The sequence below is a fragment of the Vibrio sp. Vb0598 genome, assembly GCF_033338935.1.
GTDB classification, from domain to species: Bacteria; Pseudomonadota; Gammaproteobacteria; order Enterobacterales; family Vibrionaceae; genus Vibrio; species Vibrio alginolyticus.
Genome location: NZ_JAWOTP010000002.1, coordinates 103,902 through 118,688, shown reverse-complemented (window position 1 = coordinate 118,688; position 14,787 = coordinate 103,902). Strand labels below are relative to the sequence as shown.

Sequence of the window (14,787 nt, the reverse complement as noted above, 5' to 3'; positions counted from 1 at the left end):
ATGCACTTCCTCTAACCGACTCGTGACAGTTTTAAGAGCTTGCGTAAGTCCGCCAACATACCTTTATTCATTAGGACTAAGTCCTCATTTGGTTTCGGCGAGTAAGACATCACCAGTTGCCCAAGAGGATCAACGATCAACATTTGCCCAGGTTTCACTTTAGCGGTAACCAATTCATTCATTTGCATCGCTAACATCGATACTTCCATGGGATCTGAATGCTCAGTCTGCCAAACGACTGGCACTACTCGCTCTTGATACTTACCTAAAGCAACATGGCTTTGCTGAAGCAGGTAAAGCTGCTGTTTACACTGTTCAGTGCATTCGTTAGGCAATACATAAGCGAGTTGCCAACCATGGTCTTTGAGAGGTGACTCTTGACCAAGCTGCTCTAACGTCGTGTATGGTTCGACTAACTCGCCTCTATTGGTCACTCCGCTTTGATACCACCCTTGTGTGAGAATGACTTTTGCAATGACAGCGGGAAGCGCGAACGTACAAACCAGCGCAATCAACATTAGTCGTCCTTTGGTTACTTTAGATGTCATGCTTCACCTCCATGTGACGCAACTTTTTTTGCCAACGAACAAAAACAATTAAAGTCAGTAATAAGAAAACACCTGCCATCGAAAACCATTGAATCGAATAGCCAAAATGTTTGGCACTATTGAGTGGCAATGGATTCCAAGGAAAGTCATAGGGCCAACGAGTTAAATTGTCTGGCTGCAAGACTGCGGGCATAAGTTCAATATTCAGTAGCTGATTCAATTGCGCGATGTTTAGGTTTTGCACGCGAATAACATCGCCAACTTCCGGCATTAACTCTGAACTCAGTGGATTAGTAGATTTTCGGTACAGGCGTCCTGTGATGAAAGTCGAATTATCGAGTTTGGTGACCGTTGGTAACACTGAGCGTTCTGCTCTTCCCTCGACAAAACCAAGCTCCAATAACGCATAGGCACTAGGCTCATCGCTCGTCAATACAATCTGAAATGCTAAATATCCCACACTGCCTTTATGCGTTTGGTTGTCTAACAAAATTACGGGAAACGCCAGAGGAACAACATTAACTTCCACTTTTTTCCCGAGGATACTTTCCTCTCGCCAGTCGTTGTCTTCAAGAACGACGCTTAGTGCTTGGTACGCACTATCCGCACGCGCGAGAATGGCTTGTTCCAATGCTTGTTTTTCCTGCCCTCTCTCAAACTGCCAAAAACCCAGTTTGACCAAAAGAGAAAACACAACCACAGTTAAACCAACTGCAACCCAAAACCGTTTCGATAGCCATAATTGTCTTGATAACAACAATGATGAAACCGGAGGTGCCATGTCCACCGTATTTCTATTCAAACTGACGCTTGTCCTTTTGCTGCTTTTCATTATCTTCAACCTCGCAAAAGCGCTTATCGAAATGGTTCGTGAAGACCCAGATAATCCTGAAAAAAGAGACAAACCCATGAGTCATTACTTAGGCCGTCGAGTCATGTTCTCCGCTTTGGTGGTCGTCCTTTTGCTTATTGCGCTCAGCTCGGGTTGGCTAGCACCAAACCCTCGCCCTTATTAGTCGAACCAAGAGTTCACAGTGCGCCTAAAGTACGTAAACAAACACAAACAGACATAACCAAACCACATCCACGAAATGCCAATACCAGCTGCCCGCTTGAAAGGCAAAATGGTTCTTTGGCGAAAAGTGATCTTTAGCGATTCTGAACAGCAGCACGATCAAGAAGATAGTCCCAAGACAAACGTGTAAACCGTGGAACCCCGTCAACATGAAGAACGTGTTACCGTAAATACCGGACTGCAACGTGAGCCCTATGTCTTGATAAGCATGAACATACTCAACCGCTTGGTAATATAGGAAAAAGCCAGCAAGTACGATGGTTATCTCTAACCAAACAATCAGTGCCGTTCTTTTGTCTTGTTCAAGGCTTATATGCGCCATATGTAGCGTAATAGACGACAATAGCAGCAAGATAGTATTGGTAAGGGGTATGCCCTGCCACGGCATAGCTTGTGTTGTTTCTCCCCCCGGTGTCAGTGTGAGTGGCCACATCGCTTCGAAGGTTGGCCACAGGACTTCGTTAGTCATGAAGTTATTATCTGCCCCACCTAACCAAGGCACAGAAATCATTCTGGCGTAGAACAAGGCACCAAAAAAGGCACCAAAAAACATCACTTCAGAAAAGATAAACCAGCTCATTCCTTGGCGAAAAGAACGAGTAATTTGCGAGCTGTATTTTCCACTCAGTGATTCAGTAATCACATTACTAAACCAACCCGCCAACATGTAAAGCAAGAACAAGAAGCCCACCGCTAGCACAATGCCACCAATGGTTCCCACTGCACCGTCACTTTGTGTCCCCTGGACGGTCATGCCTGCGCCAACAGCAACCAAAAACAGAGCAAATGCACCGATGATCGGCCAGCTACTTTGAGCGGGAACATAATATGTTCCTGGCTTGTTACTCATAATTTCTCTCCTTACTGACCAACCTTGGTCTGTATCTCTCTCCCTGAGTGGCTAAGAGCCTGTAGGAGGGGGAAGTTTATAGAGTGTGTAAGACAGCGTTAACGTGTGTATAGACTCCGGCAAGTCCGGTTCGATATAAAAAATCAACGGCATTTGAGCTTGCTGTTTACCATCCAGAGGCTGCTGGTTAAAGCAAAAACACTCAATCTTATTGAAGTAAGCAGCTCCAGTCCCGGGAGAAACAGAAGGAACGGCTTGCCCCACCAACTTCTGCCCGCTTTCATTAAATGCAAGGTATTCGGTTTGTACGACTTCACCTGGGTGAACATCCATCGAAATCACTTTGGGTCTAAACTCCCAAGGCATATCTGGGCTGACATGCGCCATAAACTCCACGCGAATAGTTCGGCTCATGTCCGGTTGCATACCTGTCGGTTGAATGGCGGCCACTTCACTTGTCTTTCCATTGATTCCCAGTGCGTCGCACATCACGTCATAAAGTGGGACCAGTGCATAGCCGAAGCCAAACATTAACAGGGTCGCCAAAAGCAACTTCACTGTGAGCTTCTTGTTTGATGGATTCGGTTTCATGTCACTCACCCCACTCTTTGCTAGTCAATCTTAGGCGGTGTAGTAAACGTATGATGCGGCGCAGGGCTTGGCACTGTCCACTCTAAACCTTCCGCACGTTCCCACGGTTTTGCAGAAGCCTTCTCCCCGCCACGAATACACTTGATCACCAACCATAAGAAGATCAGTTGTGACAACCCAAATGCAAACCCACCAATTGATACTATTTGATTAACATCAGCAAACTGAATGGCGTAATCCGGTATGCGCCTTGGCATGCCTGCTAAGCCTAGGAAGTGCATTGGGAAAAACAGGACATTGACGGAAATAATTGAGCACCAGAAATGCCATAAACTCAGCTTGTGGTCGTACATATTGCCCGTCCACTTAGGTAGCCAGTAGTATGCCGCTGCCATGATCGAGAATACCGCACCAGATACCAACACATAATGAAAATGGGCAACCACGAAGTAAGTGTCATGATATTGGAAATCCGCCGGCACAATCGCCAACATCAGTCCCGAGAAGCCGCCAATAGTAAAAAGCACAATAAAGGCAATGGCAAACAACATTGGCGTTTCAAATGTCAGAGCTCCACGCCACATGGTGGCAACCCAGTTAAAGACTTTCACCCCCGTTGGTACCGCAATCAGCATAGTGCAATACATAAAGAAGAGCTCAGCAAAAACTGGCATCCCCGTGGTAAACATGTGGTGCGCCCACACAAGGAAAGATAACAATGCAATGCTGCACGTCGCGTAAACCATCGAATGATAACCAAACAGCTTCTTACCACTGAAAGCAGGCAGAATAGCGGAGATGATTCCAAACGACGGTAAAATCATGATGTACACTTCTGGGTGACCAAAGAACCAAAAGATGTGTTGGAACATTACCGGGTCACCACCACCAACTGCGTCAAAGAAGCTAGTCCCGAAATATTTGTCAGTAAGAACCATGGTCACCGCACCCGCTAGTACCGGCATAACCGCGATCAACAAGAAAGCGGTGATTAGCCAAGTCCAAACAAACATTGGTAACTTGAACCAAGTCATTCCCGGAGCTCGCATATTTACGATCGTCACGATAACGTTGATCGCGCCCATAATGGAGCTGATACCCATGATATGAACAGAGAATACAAACAGCGCAGTGCTATCCGGGCCATAAGTCGTGGACAGCGGAGCATAAAACGTCCAACCAAAATCAGGACCGCCACCAGGTAAAAACAACGAGCTCAACAAAATAAGAAATGCAAAAGGTAAGATCCAAAAGCTCAAGTTGTTCATACGCGGCAGCGCCATATCTGGAGCGCCGATCATCATCGGGATCATCCAGTTAGCAAGACCCGTAAATGCTGGCATCACCGCACCAAATACCATTACTAAACCGTGTACCGTGGTCATTTGATTAAAAAACTGCGGATCGACTAGCTGTAGCCCTGGCTGGAACAGTTCGGCACGAATGATCATAGCCATCGCACCACCTGTTAGAAACATCGCAAAGCTAAACCAAAGGTAGAGGGTGCCTATGTCTTTATGGCTTGTAGAATACAACCAACGAGTGATGCCCTGGGGTGCATGATGCTCGTGACCATCATCAATCGCAATCGTACTGTTCGCACTGGCTTCTGCTGGCGCAGACTTCACTGCCTTATCTATTGGCTTACTCATATTTCCTCCTTAGCACTGCCTTGTGCCTTAAAGGCATTCACATCGGATGCTTGCACTGTATCGCCAGTATCGTTGCCCCATGCATTTCGTTGATATGTGATAACCGCGCCAATTTCTTTGTCACTTAACTGATTAGAAAAAGCCTGCATTGCGGTGCCAGGGCGACCGTTGACAATAATATCTATGTGCTCTGTAACATCTCCGGTTGCAATAGGACTGCCTTTAATCGCGGGAAATGCACCCGGAATCCCCTCACCATTTGCCTGATGACACACAGCGCAACGCGCCGTGTATATCGATTCGCCTTGCGACATCAATTCGTCCATAGATAAGTCTTGAGAGAGCGCTTCTTGTGCCGCCGCTTTTTGAAGTGCGAGTTCTTGCTTCTTACTCGCTAGCCATTCATCGAACTTTTCTTCTTCCATCGCATGCACCACCACTGGCATAAATCCGTGTGCACGACCACATAGCTCCGCACACTGACCGCGATATACGCCTGGCTCATCAATTCTTGTCCATGCTTCATTAATAAAACCTGGAATGGTGTCTTTCTTGACGGCAAAGTCCGGTACCCACCAAGAGTGAATGACATCATCAGAAGTCATCAAAAAACGCACTTTGCGATTCACAGGCAACACCAAAGGGTTGTCTACTTCCAGTAAGTAATGTGCGCCTTTAGCTTCGATTCCATCAATTTGTTTTTGGCTGGTGGCAAGCAAACTAAAAAACTCAACATCTTCGCCAAAATAGCTGTAATGCCATTTCCATTGCGAGCCTGTGATCTTGACCGTGATATCCGATTGGCTTGTGTCTTCCATTGCTACTAGAGTTTTTGTTGCGGGAATCGCCATAGCGACAAGAATGATGATGGGTATGACCGTCCAAATAATTTCCACTTTTGTGCTTTCATGGAAATGTGCGGCAACTGCTCCTTTTGACTTGCGATGACGAAAGATGGAATAGAACATCACACCAAAAACAATCAAAGCAATTACACAGCAGATATAGAAAATCAGCATATGTAATTCATACACTTGCCCACTTATCTCTGTGACCCCTTTTGTCATGTTGTAGTCATTTTCCTTTGACCAACCAAAAGAGGAAAATGTGATTAAAATCACATTCAGTGATAAGGCTAGAGTAGTCGTTAATCTTTTCAAAAGATCTCTCCTCTGCTCAGCCGCTACGCCTACGCGAGCTTCCTTGCGTCCCGATGCAAATATCGAACAACTTTACGAAAAATCACAAAAACTACGATTTCGACACGGTTTGTTATATTTATGTTAAAAGGCTAGTTATAGTTCCAAGGTTCTTCAAGAAATTAAATATGATTAAATTTTGTTCGGATAAGAAAAATTAATTCGGTTTATCGATTGCCCTCTTTGAAATGTAATTGAGAACCATTTACATTGATTTAAAAGAAAACATTGAGATACTTACCAAACGAAGTGTCCAAGAAAGTAGGCTCCCCCTACTAAGGAATGACTGATATGACAGCACTAATTACGCAATGGCTAGAACGAGACCCTGATCCTAAGACTCGTGAAGAGCTACAACACCTCGTCGATACGAACAATGAACAAGAACTTACTGATCGCTTTGGCTCACGCCTTGCCTTTGGTACTGCAGGCTTACGTGGCAAAGTGGGCGCAGGTCCAAACCGAATGAACCGCTTGGTGATTCAAGAGACCGCCACTGGTTTAGGGCACTATTTGCTTGAGCAAGTCAAAGATGCCGCGAGTCGTGGTGTCGTTATTGGCTACGACGGTCGTCCCGATTCAAAACAATTCGCGCATGATACCGCATCCGTACTGACGGCCCTTGGTATCAAGGTTTACCTAACGTATGACGTTGCAGCAACCCCAATTGTCGCGTTTGGTGTCCGTACATTGAATGCAGCGGCCGCTGTTGTTGTTACTGCCAGTCACAATCCACCAGAATACAATGGCTTTAAAGTATATTGGGAGAATGGCGCACAGATTATTCCTCCGCACGACTCTGGAATCGCAGCGAAAATTGATGACGCAACAACGAAGCCATTACCTTTAATGTCTCTCGATGATGCAAAACAGCACGGTTTGTTAGTTTGGTTGGAAGACGACTACTACCAAACTTACCGTAAGACAATGAATGAAAACGCGCTGCTTACTCCTGACAACAATACCGATATATCTATTGCTTACACCGCAATGCATGGCGTTGGCGCGAATATGGCGGAAACGCTACTTGCCGACGCAGGCTTCCAAAAAGTGGCAAGTGTTAAGGAACAGCGCGAACCTGATGGAAGCTTCCCGACCGTCAACTTCCCAAACCCTGAAGAAGCCGGTGCAATGGATATGGTGATGGCATTAGGTAAGTCCGTAGATGCCGATATCGCTTGCGCGAACGATCCAGATGCAGACCGTTTTGCCGTGGCAGTTAAACGCCCAGATGGCGAGTATCAAATGCTAACGGGTGATCAGGTGGGCTCACTGTTTGGCGATTACTTGTTGGAACAGCAACCTAACGCTTTGGTTGGCAACACCATCGTATCCTCAAGAATGCTGAGCAGCATCGCTAAGGCGCATGGCGCACAATACTATCAAACATTAACTGGCTTTAAATGGCTTACTAACGTTGCCATGGAACAAGAGACAGAAACCAACCCATTCTTGTTTGCTTATGAGGAAGCGCTCGGTTATACCGTGGGTAACAAGGTGTGGGACAAAGATGGCTTATCTGCAATCGTCGCGTTTTCACAGCTAACAGGCAAACTTAAAACGCAAGGCAAAACACTGTGGGATAAACTGGAAGAGCTGTACCGCGAGCACGGTTTCTACTTCAACGCACAACGCAGCATCGCTCTCGACCCGAACTCTCCACCAATCGGCGACAAACTCCGAGCAAATCCACCAACAGAGATTGCTGGTAAAAAAGTTGCAGTAACCGAAGATCTTAAAACATCGGTTCGCATGTTTGACGACGGCTCTGAAGAATCCATTGACTTACCAGCAAGTGACGTATTGATTTATCACCTAGAAGATCAATCACGCGTGATTGTTCGTCCTTCTGGTACTGAGCCAAAACTAAAATGTTACTACGAAGTCATCAACCTCTTCCCTGCGGATATGAGCTATGAGCAAGCACAGCAAGCAGCAGAAGCGAAAATGAACGAACTTATCGACGCGCACCAGCAAAGTTTGTAAGTCAAAGAGAAACATAGATATTTGATACAACAAGAGGCGCAAATTCGCGCCTCTTTTTTTGATTTTGACTAGAACAAGTCAAGCTAACCCGTGCTTTTCCCTAGCCTACAATTTCCTTTTGTAGAAAGTGCTTGTGGATGCCCTCTGCAGGATAACCTGAGTACTGCCCCACTTTCTCAAAACCTAATTTGAGATAGAACTCAAGAGCTTGAAAGCTGTAGGTATCCAAATAAACATGGGTAACCCCGTGAGGCTTTACTCTTTGTTCTAGCATCGACATTAATTGGCTACCGAGACCAGAGGTTCGACTTTCAGCGTCTACCCACAAAAACTCAACAAACACCGTATTTTTAAACATTTCGCCAGTCAAGCCACCCATGATCTTGCCATTCTCATCTTTTGCGAAACAGCCTACAGCATGCACTTCCCCTTCAGGTAAATGCAGTCGGTTATAAGATCGAATACCTTCACGAACAAAATCAAGGTCTGTTTGATCTGGATTTAAACAAAATTCAAGCTTCATATACCCTCTCCTTAGGAAACACCAATATCCTAAAACAAAAAGCCAGCAATTGCTGGCTTTCTGATGGAATATGATAACTTTACAAGGCGAAACTACTCAGCATCCACAACGCCAGAATAACAAACACTAACCCCATTAGTTTATGTTGATACGTGCGGAATTTTTCGTTCTCGAGCAGCCCTTTGCCCAATGTGCCTGCTAACCCAACAAGTAATAAATTGAATGACAAGCCAAGAACGTTCAACAATAACCCTAGCGCTAGCATCTGCTCACCGGAAGATGCCGTGATATTGCTTGAGACAAACTGCGGCAAAAACATTACAAAAAAGACCAAGGCTTTAGGGTTAAGCAAATTACTCATCAAAGCACGCTGATAATAAGTTGATGCCATTTTGTTTTGACCATCAAGCTCTGGAGCCGAAGAGGCCTCAGCTCGTAAGCAGTCCCAACCCATTTTTAGCAAGTAAGCGCCACCTAATAGATGAAGGACTTTAAGGGCTATTGGGCTCATGGCAATCAGGGTAGATACGCCCATTGCAGCAAGCAAAGTAAGAATAACACCAGACGTCGCATTGCCTAAGCTAGCAAAAAGACCGACCTTCTTACCGTAACTCATACTAGAGCTCGCTATCAGCAACATATCGGGCCCTGGTAACAGCAACAAAGCCACTACTGCGGTGAGATAAACAGGAAGTACAGATAAATCAATCATGATGGAACCGCTTTTCTACAACAAGGCGGCGAATGTTATACCAACAAAATGACATCATCCAGCCCAAAATAGCCAAGATAAATCAAAAAATAAAAATCATAGTTTGCCCAGCCGAAAAATAGCAATCAATTCGCCTGTTTATCAAAATCGAATAGCAATTTTGTACAAAAATAAGCACGATGGATCCGTTACACTTCTAAAATGATTTTCTTGAGCAGACCGGATAAAGATGAAAGAAAAGAATAAGGAAATCGCTACCTTCAAGATAGCTCAAGAGCTCGGCGGTTTAGAACTTCTCGATGCAAAGTATGAGAAGCAGAATTTTTCACGCCATAGCCACGAAGGTTACACTATTGGTGTCATCGAAAAAGGGGCACAACAATTTTTTAGGACGGGCGGGAATCATATCGCGCCACAGGACAGCATCATCCTTGTTAATGCAGATGAAGTACACAACGGGCATTCAGCCTCGGAAGGCGGCTGGGAATACAAAGCAATGTACCCCGTACCTCAGCAGTTTCAAACTTTAGGACAAGAGCTTGGCTCACCAAATGTAGCTCTGCCCTATTTCCCTCAACCTGTGGTTTACGATCCTGAGCTGGCTAGTCAGTTACGACTGGTATTTGAAACACTAGAAAAATCAGACAACCGTTTATTGAGAGAAACTTTGGTTTACGGCACGTTGATCAAGCTAGCCAGTAAACACAGCACTCATCGGGCACCACTGAAAGAGTCAACCAGAGCTCAGCGACAAGTGCAGCTAGTCAGAGAATTTTTGGAAGACTTTCCACAAACGGACGTCTCACTAGAAGAACTCGCGAAACTGTCTGGATTAAGCCCTTTTCATCTGTTGAGAGAGTTTCAAAAGCAATTTGGCTTTCCGCCTCATGCCTATCAAATTCAGCAACGTTTACGTATGGCGAAGAAGCTACTAAAAATGGGACAAAAAATTTCAGACGTGGCACAAGAATGCGGCTTCCATGATCAAAGCCATCTGCATCGACACTTTAAAAAAGCCATGGGCGTCACTCCCGGCCAATACGTCCGTCACAGCTAAAGCAGCAATATTGTACAAGGCGTTATGCGACTACCGAGCTATCTTGGTAATCTGATTTAGGAATAAATAAGAAGAAACTATGGACCACACTTTGCCGTTAAAAAAAGAATCAAAAGCCACGCTATTTTGGCAAGGTACACTTGCGATGATGCCTCTGAGTATCGCAGTGCTCCCTTGGGGCTTACTCGCAGGCTCATTCGCAATTGATACTGGGCTTCACCCTTTGGAAGGACAAGCACTATCCGCCATTTTGTTCGCAGGTTCTGCACAGCTCGTCGCGATGGGAATGATTAAAACGGGAGCAGGTCTAGTGACCATGTTACTGACAACGTTTTTTATCACCTCTCGACACTTCCTCTACAGTGTATCGATGCGCAGTAAAATTTCACCGCTCCCTCTAAAATGGCGATTATCACTCGGCTTCTTACTTACTGACGAGCTGTTTGCGATTGTAGGCCACCATTCCGATAAACAATTTAATCGCTGGTATGCACTTGGGGCTGGTCTGAGTTTTTACCTGTTTTGGAATGTCGCGACATTGACGGGCATTATTGCGGGAAGTCTAATCCCTGAACTGAACGAAATGGGTTTGGAATTTGCTGTGGCCGCAACTTTTATCGCAATTGTAGTTCCGACTATTAAAAATGCAGCGGTGCTCGCGAGTGTTCTTGTGGCTTTGGTGAGCTCGGTTGCCCTAACCTATTATCAAATTGAGGGAAGTTTGATGATTTCAAGCATTTTAGCCATGCTTACTGGTTACTTTGTGGAACAAGTAAAGGAGAAACGCTAATGATCATGTTGGCTATTTTACTGATGACGGTACTTGTTTTCACCAGCCGCTACTTGTTTTTAGAACCCAAGCTACCATTGCGATTAGGGACGCGCACTCAAAAAGTACTCAATTACGCTAGCCCAGCAGTACTGACTGCGATCTGGGCACCTATCGTTTTCATTCCCGATGGGGAGCTCAGCGTCAATGTGCAAAACCCATTTTTACTGGCTGCCGTACTGGCTGCTTTAATCGCGTATTTTACTAAAAATGTTCTTTTAACGACGGTTATCAGTATGGTGGTATTTCTCGTTCTACGAATTTGGCTTTAATCCGCCAACCACTCAATCTCCAACAAGGTGACATCGCCACACTTTAATCGACCAAGGAAGATGTCACCTTCATGTACCTCACCAACGCCCTTTGGTGTACCAGTCATCACTACATCGCCATCTTGAAGTGTTGTGTAACTGGTTAATTCATCCAGGATAGTTAGCGGCGGGTAGAGCATTTGGTTAACGTGACCTTTTTGTACACGAACACAGTTAATTAAGAGCTCAAGGTTAAGATCGTTGATATCAATGTTATCCAAAGAGACAAACCGACTAAACACAGCAGAGCCATCAAATGCCTTAGCACGCTCCCACGGCAACCCCTGATTTTTAAGCGAGGATTGCAAACCACGCTTGGTCAGATCCAATCCCAAACCAACCGCTGAATAACGTCCATCCTTGATCAAAAAGCAGATTTCAGCCTCATAATGAAGGGGCTCTTGATGGAATGAACGCAGAGTTGTTGATACGGAAGTTGCGGGTTTATTAAATACCACCATTTGCTCAGGCATTGCATTATTAAGCTCATGAATATGTTCAACGTAATTTCGTCCAACACAAAGCACTTTACCCACTTCTACTTTCTTTTCTTCAACTTGAATAACACTCATCATTCTTCCCTGCAAAACAAAAATCCCATCATAATCTAACCTATTGACTTAACGACACTAAATAGCAACCTCTAGTGTAAAAAATAAGACATTCACCCCGTTTTGAGTTTTGTATCATCTAATTGAAACAGCAAAGTATTTGTAAAACAAATAGACAAAAAAGCCAGCACGAGGCTGGCTTTAGATCAATGAGCTGAATAATAGTTCTCGCTAAATCCTATTATAGGTAGTAACGAGCACCTAACGCCCATTTGTCATCAGTTTCACGACCATTGTCGTCATTTAGGTCAAACTGGTAACCCGCGTAACCAACAAATTTAGGCGTGAAGTTGTATTCTGCTTGTAGTGCCATTTCTTCACGAGCAGTTTCTGTTTTAGAGCTCTTAAACTCTTTACCTTCCACCATCTCATAGTTAACACTCAAGTTTAGGCTGTTTGCTAGAGCGTATGCGATGATCGCTTCGTATGCATCACTTTCTTCTAAACGGTCGCCTTTTGCACTGAAGTTCATGTTTTCGTTTGAACCATAAACCGCAGCAAGGAATAGGCCTTGGCCGTACGCACCGTAAGATGCTGATACAACGTGTGATTCCGCCGTGTGCTTACCTGCATATGCAGGGTGCTGGAAATCGCCGCCATTGTAAGAGTAACCGATTTTAGCGCCCATGATTGAGTAAGAAAGCGCAGCTTGCACACGGTCATCGTATTTAGCACCGCCAGTTATAACTCCAGCATCGTTGCGCGTGTAATCATCGTTTGCACCCTGCCAACCAAGACCAAAGTTGATCACACCCGCTTCACCCAGCTCGATGGCATTACGGTAAGAAAGCATTTTATCCGCACGGCCAGTGCCAAGGTTTCCATGATCGTCATAGATGAAGTCGTTGGCAAACGCGATTGGCATATCTGCAATACCTGCGACATCGTAGTAAGGTGACCATTGCGTACCACCTACTGCACGACCATAAACCTCATGCGTTATACCTAAGTAACCTAGACGAGTTTTAAACGACTCTTCACCACCGTCTAAGTAGTTTAGCGCCCATTCACCACGTGCGTCTGCGGTGAAGCCATTACCCAAATCCTGTGTCGCAGAGATATTGATACGAGGAGAGTTAGTACCCACATCCGTGTCACCTTGCTCTGATCCATTTAAATTAACAGAAACGTGGCCGCCCATCGAAAATGTTGTGCCATCGTTATTATATAGTTCCACTGCAACTGCTTGAGTACCGAAGGTTGCTGCCGCGATTGCCGCTGCTAATAATTTTTTATTCATTTCTAAATCCATTACTTATTAGTTGGTTAGTCAGTTTTAGACCCGGCTTTGGTTCACTTTCGTAAAAACGAAATGATGAACAAAGAGAGGAATACAAAGGCTATCCGAGGCATCGTTTCCACCAGATTAGTTTTACCTTTGTGTAACAACTGCCGACACTTTATTTGATTAGTTCCTGACAACCGAGTGAAAAGATCTCAGACAAAACCTAAAAAGCAATCGTTTACTTAGCCTTCAAGAAATCGAGAAATAAAAACCTTACAATAAGAAATGCTTTAGAGAGAGTTAGCTCACAAATAGCTGATGATTCGCTATTTTTAGGCCAAACTTCCCTGCCAAATTGAAATGTTTACTTACATTTAGGGTCAAGAAACAATTCAGGAACTTTTTGAAAAAAACACAGTCTTCAACGGAGAGGAAAAAACCTCAAAAAAGATAAACCTTTCTTTTTATAAGTGGTATGAGAAGGGGCACTTATTCTCGCCAGCAATAAAAGTGCAATCAAATCATAACTTAACAGAAATCTATCTTTCATTTTCAGCCTTTACCTTAGCGTCATCAACACATCGGGCAAGAAAGCCCATCGATTACAACTAGGGTAATAAGAAAATGAAAAAGGCAGCACTAACTACTGCAATTCTTACAGCATTGGTATCAGCACCATCATTCGCAGCAACTGTATACAAAAACGACGGTACTGAATTAAAAGTTGGCGGCCGCGTTGAGTTTCGTGGTGACTTCATCGGTTCAGACGGTGCTGAAGTTGAAGGTTCCATGGAAGATAAAAGCCGTGCTCGTCTTAACCTAAAAGGTAAAACAAACATCGGCAACGGCCTTTCTGCTTTCGGTGTTTACGAAGCCGAACAAAAAACGGGCAAGAGTGAATTCAAAAACCGCTACATGTATGCAGGCGTCGACTCTGATATCGGTGCTTTCTCTGTAGGTCGTCAAGACATGGCTGCAGTCATCATCTCTGACATGACGGATATCACAGAATTCTCTGGTGTTCAGCAAGTTATTGATTCGTCTTCTGATAAGCAAGACAGCGTTTTCGCATACCGTGGTGCGTTTGATGCACTACAACTTCAAGCAACCTACCAAGCAAACTCTAGCGATAACGAAGATAAATACGGCATCTCTGGAATGTACTCACTACCAATGGGCCTCGACTTTGGTCTTGCATACTCTGGTGGCGATGTAGATAAAGATAACTCTGAAGATCAAATTCTAGGTGGTATCGCTTACTCGATGGACAACCTTTACCTAGCAGGTACTTATTCTCAAGGTTCCCTGACTGACTCTGAAGACTTTACGGCTTACGAGCTAGTCGCAAGCTACAAAGTAGCAAGCAAAGTGACACTTGCAGCTCTATACACAGCTCAAGAGAATGATCCAGACAACGGTTCAAAGTACGACACAGTTGAAGGTATCGAGCTTGTTGGTTACTACAAACTAAACAGCAACTTCCGTACTTACCTGTCTTACTACATCAACCAACTTGATGAAGCAAAAGATGCAACAACAGGTCTAGTAACAGAAGGCGAAGATACACTGCGCCTAGGCGTACGTTACGATTTCTAATTCACTCTTGTCCTAAGAGCGA

16 protein-coding genes are annotated in these 14,787 nt (G+C 44.7%); 6 read left to right on the top strand and 10 right to left on the bottom strand.

The genetic code is table 11. The features are described 5' to 3' along the window. Positions 1-11: 11 nt before the first annotated feature. Complete coding sequence (locus R7Q38_RS03100; RefSeq protein ID WP_033906820.1) at positions 12-548, bottom strand: hypothetical protein; 537 nt, start codon at positions 546-548, stop codon at positions 12-14. Continuing rightward, positions 538-1,329 carry an SURF1 family protein gene (locus tag R7Q38_RS03095; RefSeq protein WP_213897682.1) on the bottom strand — a complete coding sequence of 264 codons (792 nt, stop codon included), beginning with the start codon at positions 1,327-1,329 and terminating at the stop codon, positions 538-540. The genes R7Q38_RS03100 and R7Q38_RS03095 overlap by 11 nt, the downstream gene beginning before the upstream one ends. Between R7Q38_RS03095 and R7Q38_RS03090 the strand changes: the two genes are divergently transcribed. After that, positions 1,328-1,564, top strand: coding sequence for a DUF2909 domain-containing protein (locus tag R7Q38_RS03090; protein ID WP_005375504.1), 237 nt, complete (start codon positions 1,328-1,330; stop codon positions 1,562-1,564). The genes R7Q38_RS03095 and R7Q38_RS03090 overlap by 2 nt on opposite strands. A 24-nt stretch (positions 1,565-1,588) precedes the next feature. Here the strand turns inward: R7Q38_RS03090 and R7Q38_RS03085 are convergent, their stop codons facing one another. From R7Q38_RS03085 to coxB, 4 genes are read right to left on the bottom strand one after another with little or no spacing between them, the layout of a single operon-like run. Beyond that, positions 1,589-2,473, bottom strand: a complete 885-nt coding sequence (locus R7Q38_RS03085) for a cytochrome c oxidase subunit 3 (RefSeq protein WP_005385214.1) — start codon at positions 2,471-2,473, stop codon at positions 1,589-1,591. Between the two features lie 51 nt (positions 2,474-2,524). After that, positions 2,525-3,064, bottom strand: coding sequence for a cytochrome c oxidase assembly protein (locus tag R7Q38_RS03080; protein ID WP_017821600.1), 540 nt, complete (start codon positions 3,062-3,064; stop codon positions 2,525-2,527). A 20-nt stretch (positions 3,065-3,084) separates the two neighbouring features. After that, on the bottom strand, positions 3,085-4,716 hold the full coding sequence (gene ctaD / locus R7Q38_RS03075; protein ID WP_033906818.1) for a cytochrome c oxidase subunit I: 1,632 nt from the start codon (positions 4,714-4,716) through the stop codon (positions 3,085-3,087). Then, complete coding sequence (coxB, locus tag R7Q38_RS03070; RefSeq protein ID WP_017821602.1) at positions 4,713-5,876, bottom strand: cytochrome c oxidase subunit II; 1,164 nt, start codon at positions 5,874-5,876, stop codon at positions 4,713-4,715. Before coxB ends, ctaD begins: the two co-directional genes overlap by 4 nt. 330 nt (positions 5,877-6,206) lie before the next feature. On the opposite strand from coxB, the gene R7Q38_RS03065 reads away from it, so the two are divergent. Continuing rightward, a complete protein-coding gene (locus R7Q38_RS03065; protein WP_213912111.1) occupies positions 6,207-7,901 on the top strand; it encodes a phospho-sugar mutase in 1,695 nt (564 codons plus the stop codon). Between the two features lie 100 nt (positions 7,902-8,001). Here R7Q38_RS03065 and R7Q38_RS03060 read toward each other — a convergent pair whose 3' ends face one another. After that, the gene (locus R7Q38_RS03060; protein WP_213885958.1) at positions 8,002-8,424 is read right to left on the bottom strand and encodes a GNAT family N-acetyltransferase; all 423 of its coding nucleotides are present in this window, start codon (positions 8,422-8,424) and stop codon (positions 8,002-8,004) included. A gap of 79 nt (positions 8,425-8,503) precedes the next feature. Further along, on the bottom strand, positions 8,504-9,136 hold the full coding sequence (locus R7Q38_RS03055; RefSeq protein WP_005375522.1) for a LysE family translocator: 633 nt from the start codon (positions 9,134-9,136) through the stop codon (positions 8,504-8,506). Between the two features lie 229 nt (positions 9,137-9,365). Here R7Q38_RS03055 and R7Q38_RS03050 point away from each other — a divergent pair, with 229 nt between their 5' ends. The 3 genes from R7Q38_RS03050 to R7Q38_RS03040 all read left to right on the top strand — a co-directional run bounded on the left by R7Q38_RS03050 (position 9,366) and on the right by R7Q38_RS03040 (position 11,294). Next, positions 9,366-10,193 carry an AraC family transcriptional regulator gene (locus tag R7Q38_RS03050; protein WP_005385198.1) on the top strand — a complete coding sequence of 276 codons (828 nt, stop codon included), beginning with the start codon at positions 9,366-9,368 and terminating at the stop codon, positions 10,191-10,193. A gap of 79 nt (positions 10,194-10,272) precedes the next feature. After that, entirely contained in the window at positions 10,273-10,983 is a 711-nt protein-coding gene (locus R7Q38_RS03045; protein ID WP_025768466.1) for an AzlC family ABC transporter permease, read from the top strand. Then, entirely contained in the window at positions 10,983-11,294 is a 312-nt protein-coding gene (locus R7Q38_RS03040) for an AzlD domain-containing protein (RefSeq protein WP_005385193.1), read from the top strand. The genes R7Q38_RS03045 and R7Q38_RS03040 overlap by 1 nt, the downstream gene beginning before the upstream one ends. On the opposite strand, the gene R7Q38_RS03035 is transcribed toward R7Q38_RS03040, so the two are convergent. Then, positions 11,291-11,905 carry a fumarylacetoacetate hydrolase family protein gene (locus tag R7Q38_RS03035; RefSeq protein WP_017635857.1) on the bottom strand — a complete coding sequence of 205 codons (615 nt, stop codon included), beginning with the start codon at positions 11,903-11,905 and terminating at the stop codon, positions 11,291-11,293. The genes R7Q38_RS03040 and R7Q38_RS03035 overlap by 4 nt on opposite strands. Positions 11,906-12,125: 220 nt before the next feature. Further along, positions 12,126-13,184, bottom strand: coding sequence for a porin (locus R7Q38_RS03030; protein WP_042521502.1), 1,059 nt, complete (start codon positions 13,182-13,184; stop codon positions 12,126-12,128). Between the two features lie 609 nt (positions 13,185-13,793). On the opposite strand from R7Q38_RS03030, the gene R7Q38_RS03025 reads away from it, so the two are divergent. Then, on the top strand, positions 13,794-14,765 hold the full coding sequence (locus R7Q38_RS03025) for a porin (RefSeq protein WP_213867820.1): 972 nt from the start codon (positions 13,794-13,796) through the stop codon (positions 14,763-14,765). Positions 14,766-14,787: the final 22 nt, after the last annotated feature.

Coding starts and splice junctions, on each gene's coding strand:
- R7Q38_RS03100 (WP_033906820.1), bottom strand. CDS start 548: ATGACATCTAAAGTAACCAAAGGACGACTAATGTTGATTGCGCTGGTT.
- R7Q38_RS03090 (WP_005375504.1), top strand. CDS start 1,328: ATGTCCACCGTATTTCTATTCAAACTGACGCTTGTCCTTTTGCTGCTT.
- R7Q38_RS03095 (WP_213897682.1), bottom strand. CDS start 1,329: ATGGCACCTCCGGTTTCATCATTGTTGTTATCAAGACAATTATGGCTA.
- R7Q38_RS03085 (WP_005385214.1), bottom strand. CDS start 2,473: ATGAGTAACAAGCCAGGAACATATTATGTTCCCGCTCAAAGTAGCTGG.
- R7Q38_RS03080 (WP_017821600.1), bottom strand. CDS start 3,064: ATGAAACCGAATCCATCAAACAAGAAGCTCACAGTGAAGTTGCTTTTG.
- ctaD (WP_033906818.1), bottom strand. CDS start 4,716: ATGAGTAAGCCAATAGATAAGGCAGTGAAGTCTGCGCCAGCAGAAGCC.
- R7Q38_RS03065 (WP_213912111.1), top strand. CDS start 6,207: ATGACAGCACTAATTACGCAATGGCTAGAACGAGACCCTGATCCTAAG.
- R7Q38_RS03060 (WP_213885958.1), bottom strand. CDS start 8,424: ATGAAGCTTGAATTTTGTTTAAATCCAGATCAAACAGACCTTGATTTT.
- R7Q38_RS03055 (WP_005375522.1), bottom strand. CDS start 9,136: ATGATTGATTTATCTGTACTTCCTGTTTATCTCACCGCAGTAGTGGCT.
- R7Q38_RS03050 (WP_005385198.1), top strand. CDS start 9,366: ATGAAAGAAAAGAATAAGGAAATCGCTACCTTCAAGATAGCTCAAGAG.
- R7Q38_RS03045 (WP_025768466.1), top strand. CDS start 10,273: ATGGACCACACTTTGCCGTTAAAAAAAGAATCAAAAGCCACGCTATTT.
- R7Q38_RS03040 (WP_005385193.1), top strand. CDS start 10,983: ATGATCATGTTGGCTATTTTACTGATGACGGTACTTGTTTTCACCAGC.
- R7Q38_RS03035 (WP_017635857.1), bottom strand. CDS start 11,905: ATGAGTGTTATTCAAGTTGAAGAAAAGAAAGTAGAAGTGGGTAAAGTG.
- R7Q38_RS03030 (WP_042521502.1), bottom strand. CDS start 13,184: ATGAATAAAAAATTATTAGCAGCGGCAATCGCGGCAGCAACCTTCGGT.
- R7Q38_RS03025 (WP_213867820.1), top strand. CDS start 13,794: ATGAAAAAGGCAGCACTAACTACTGCAATTCTTACAGCATTGGTATCA.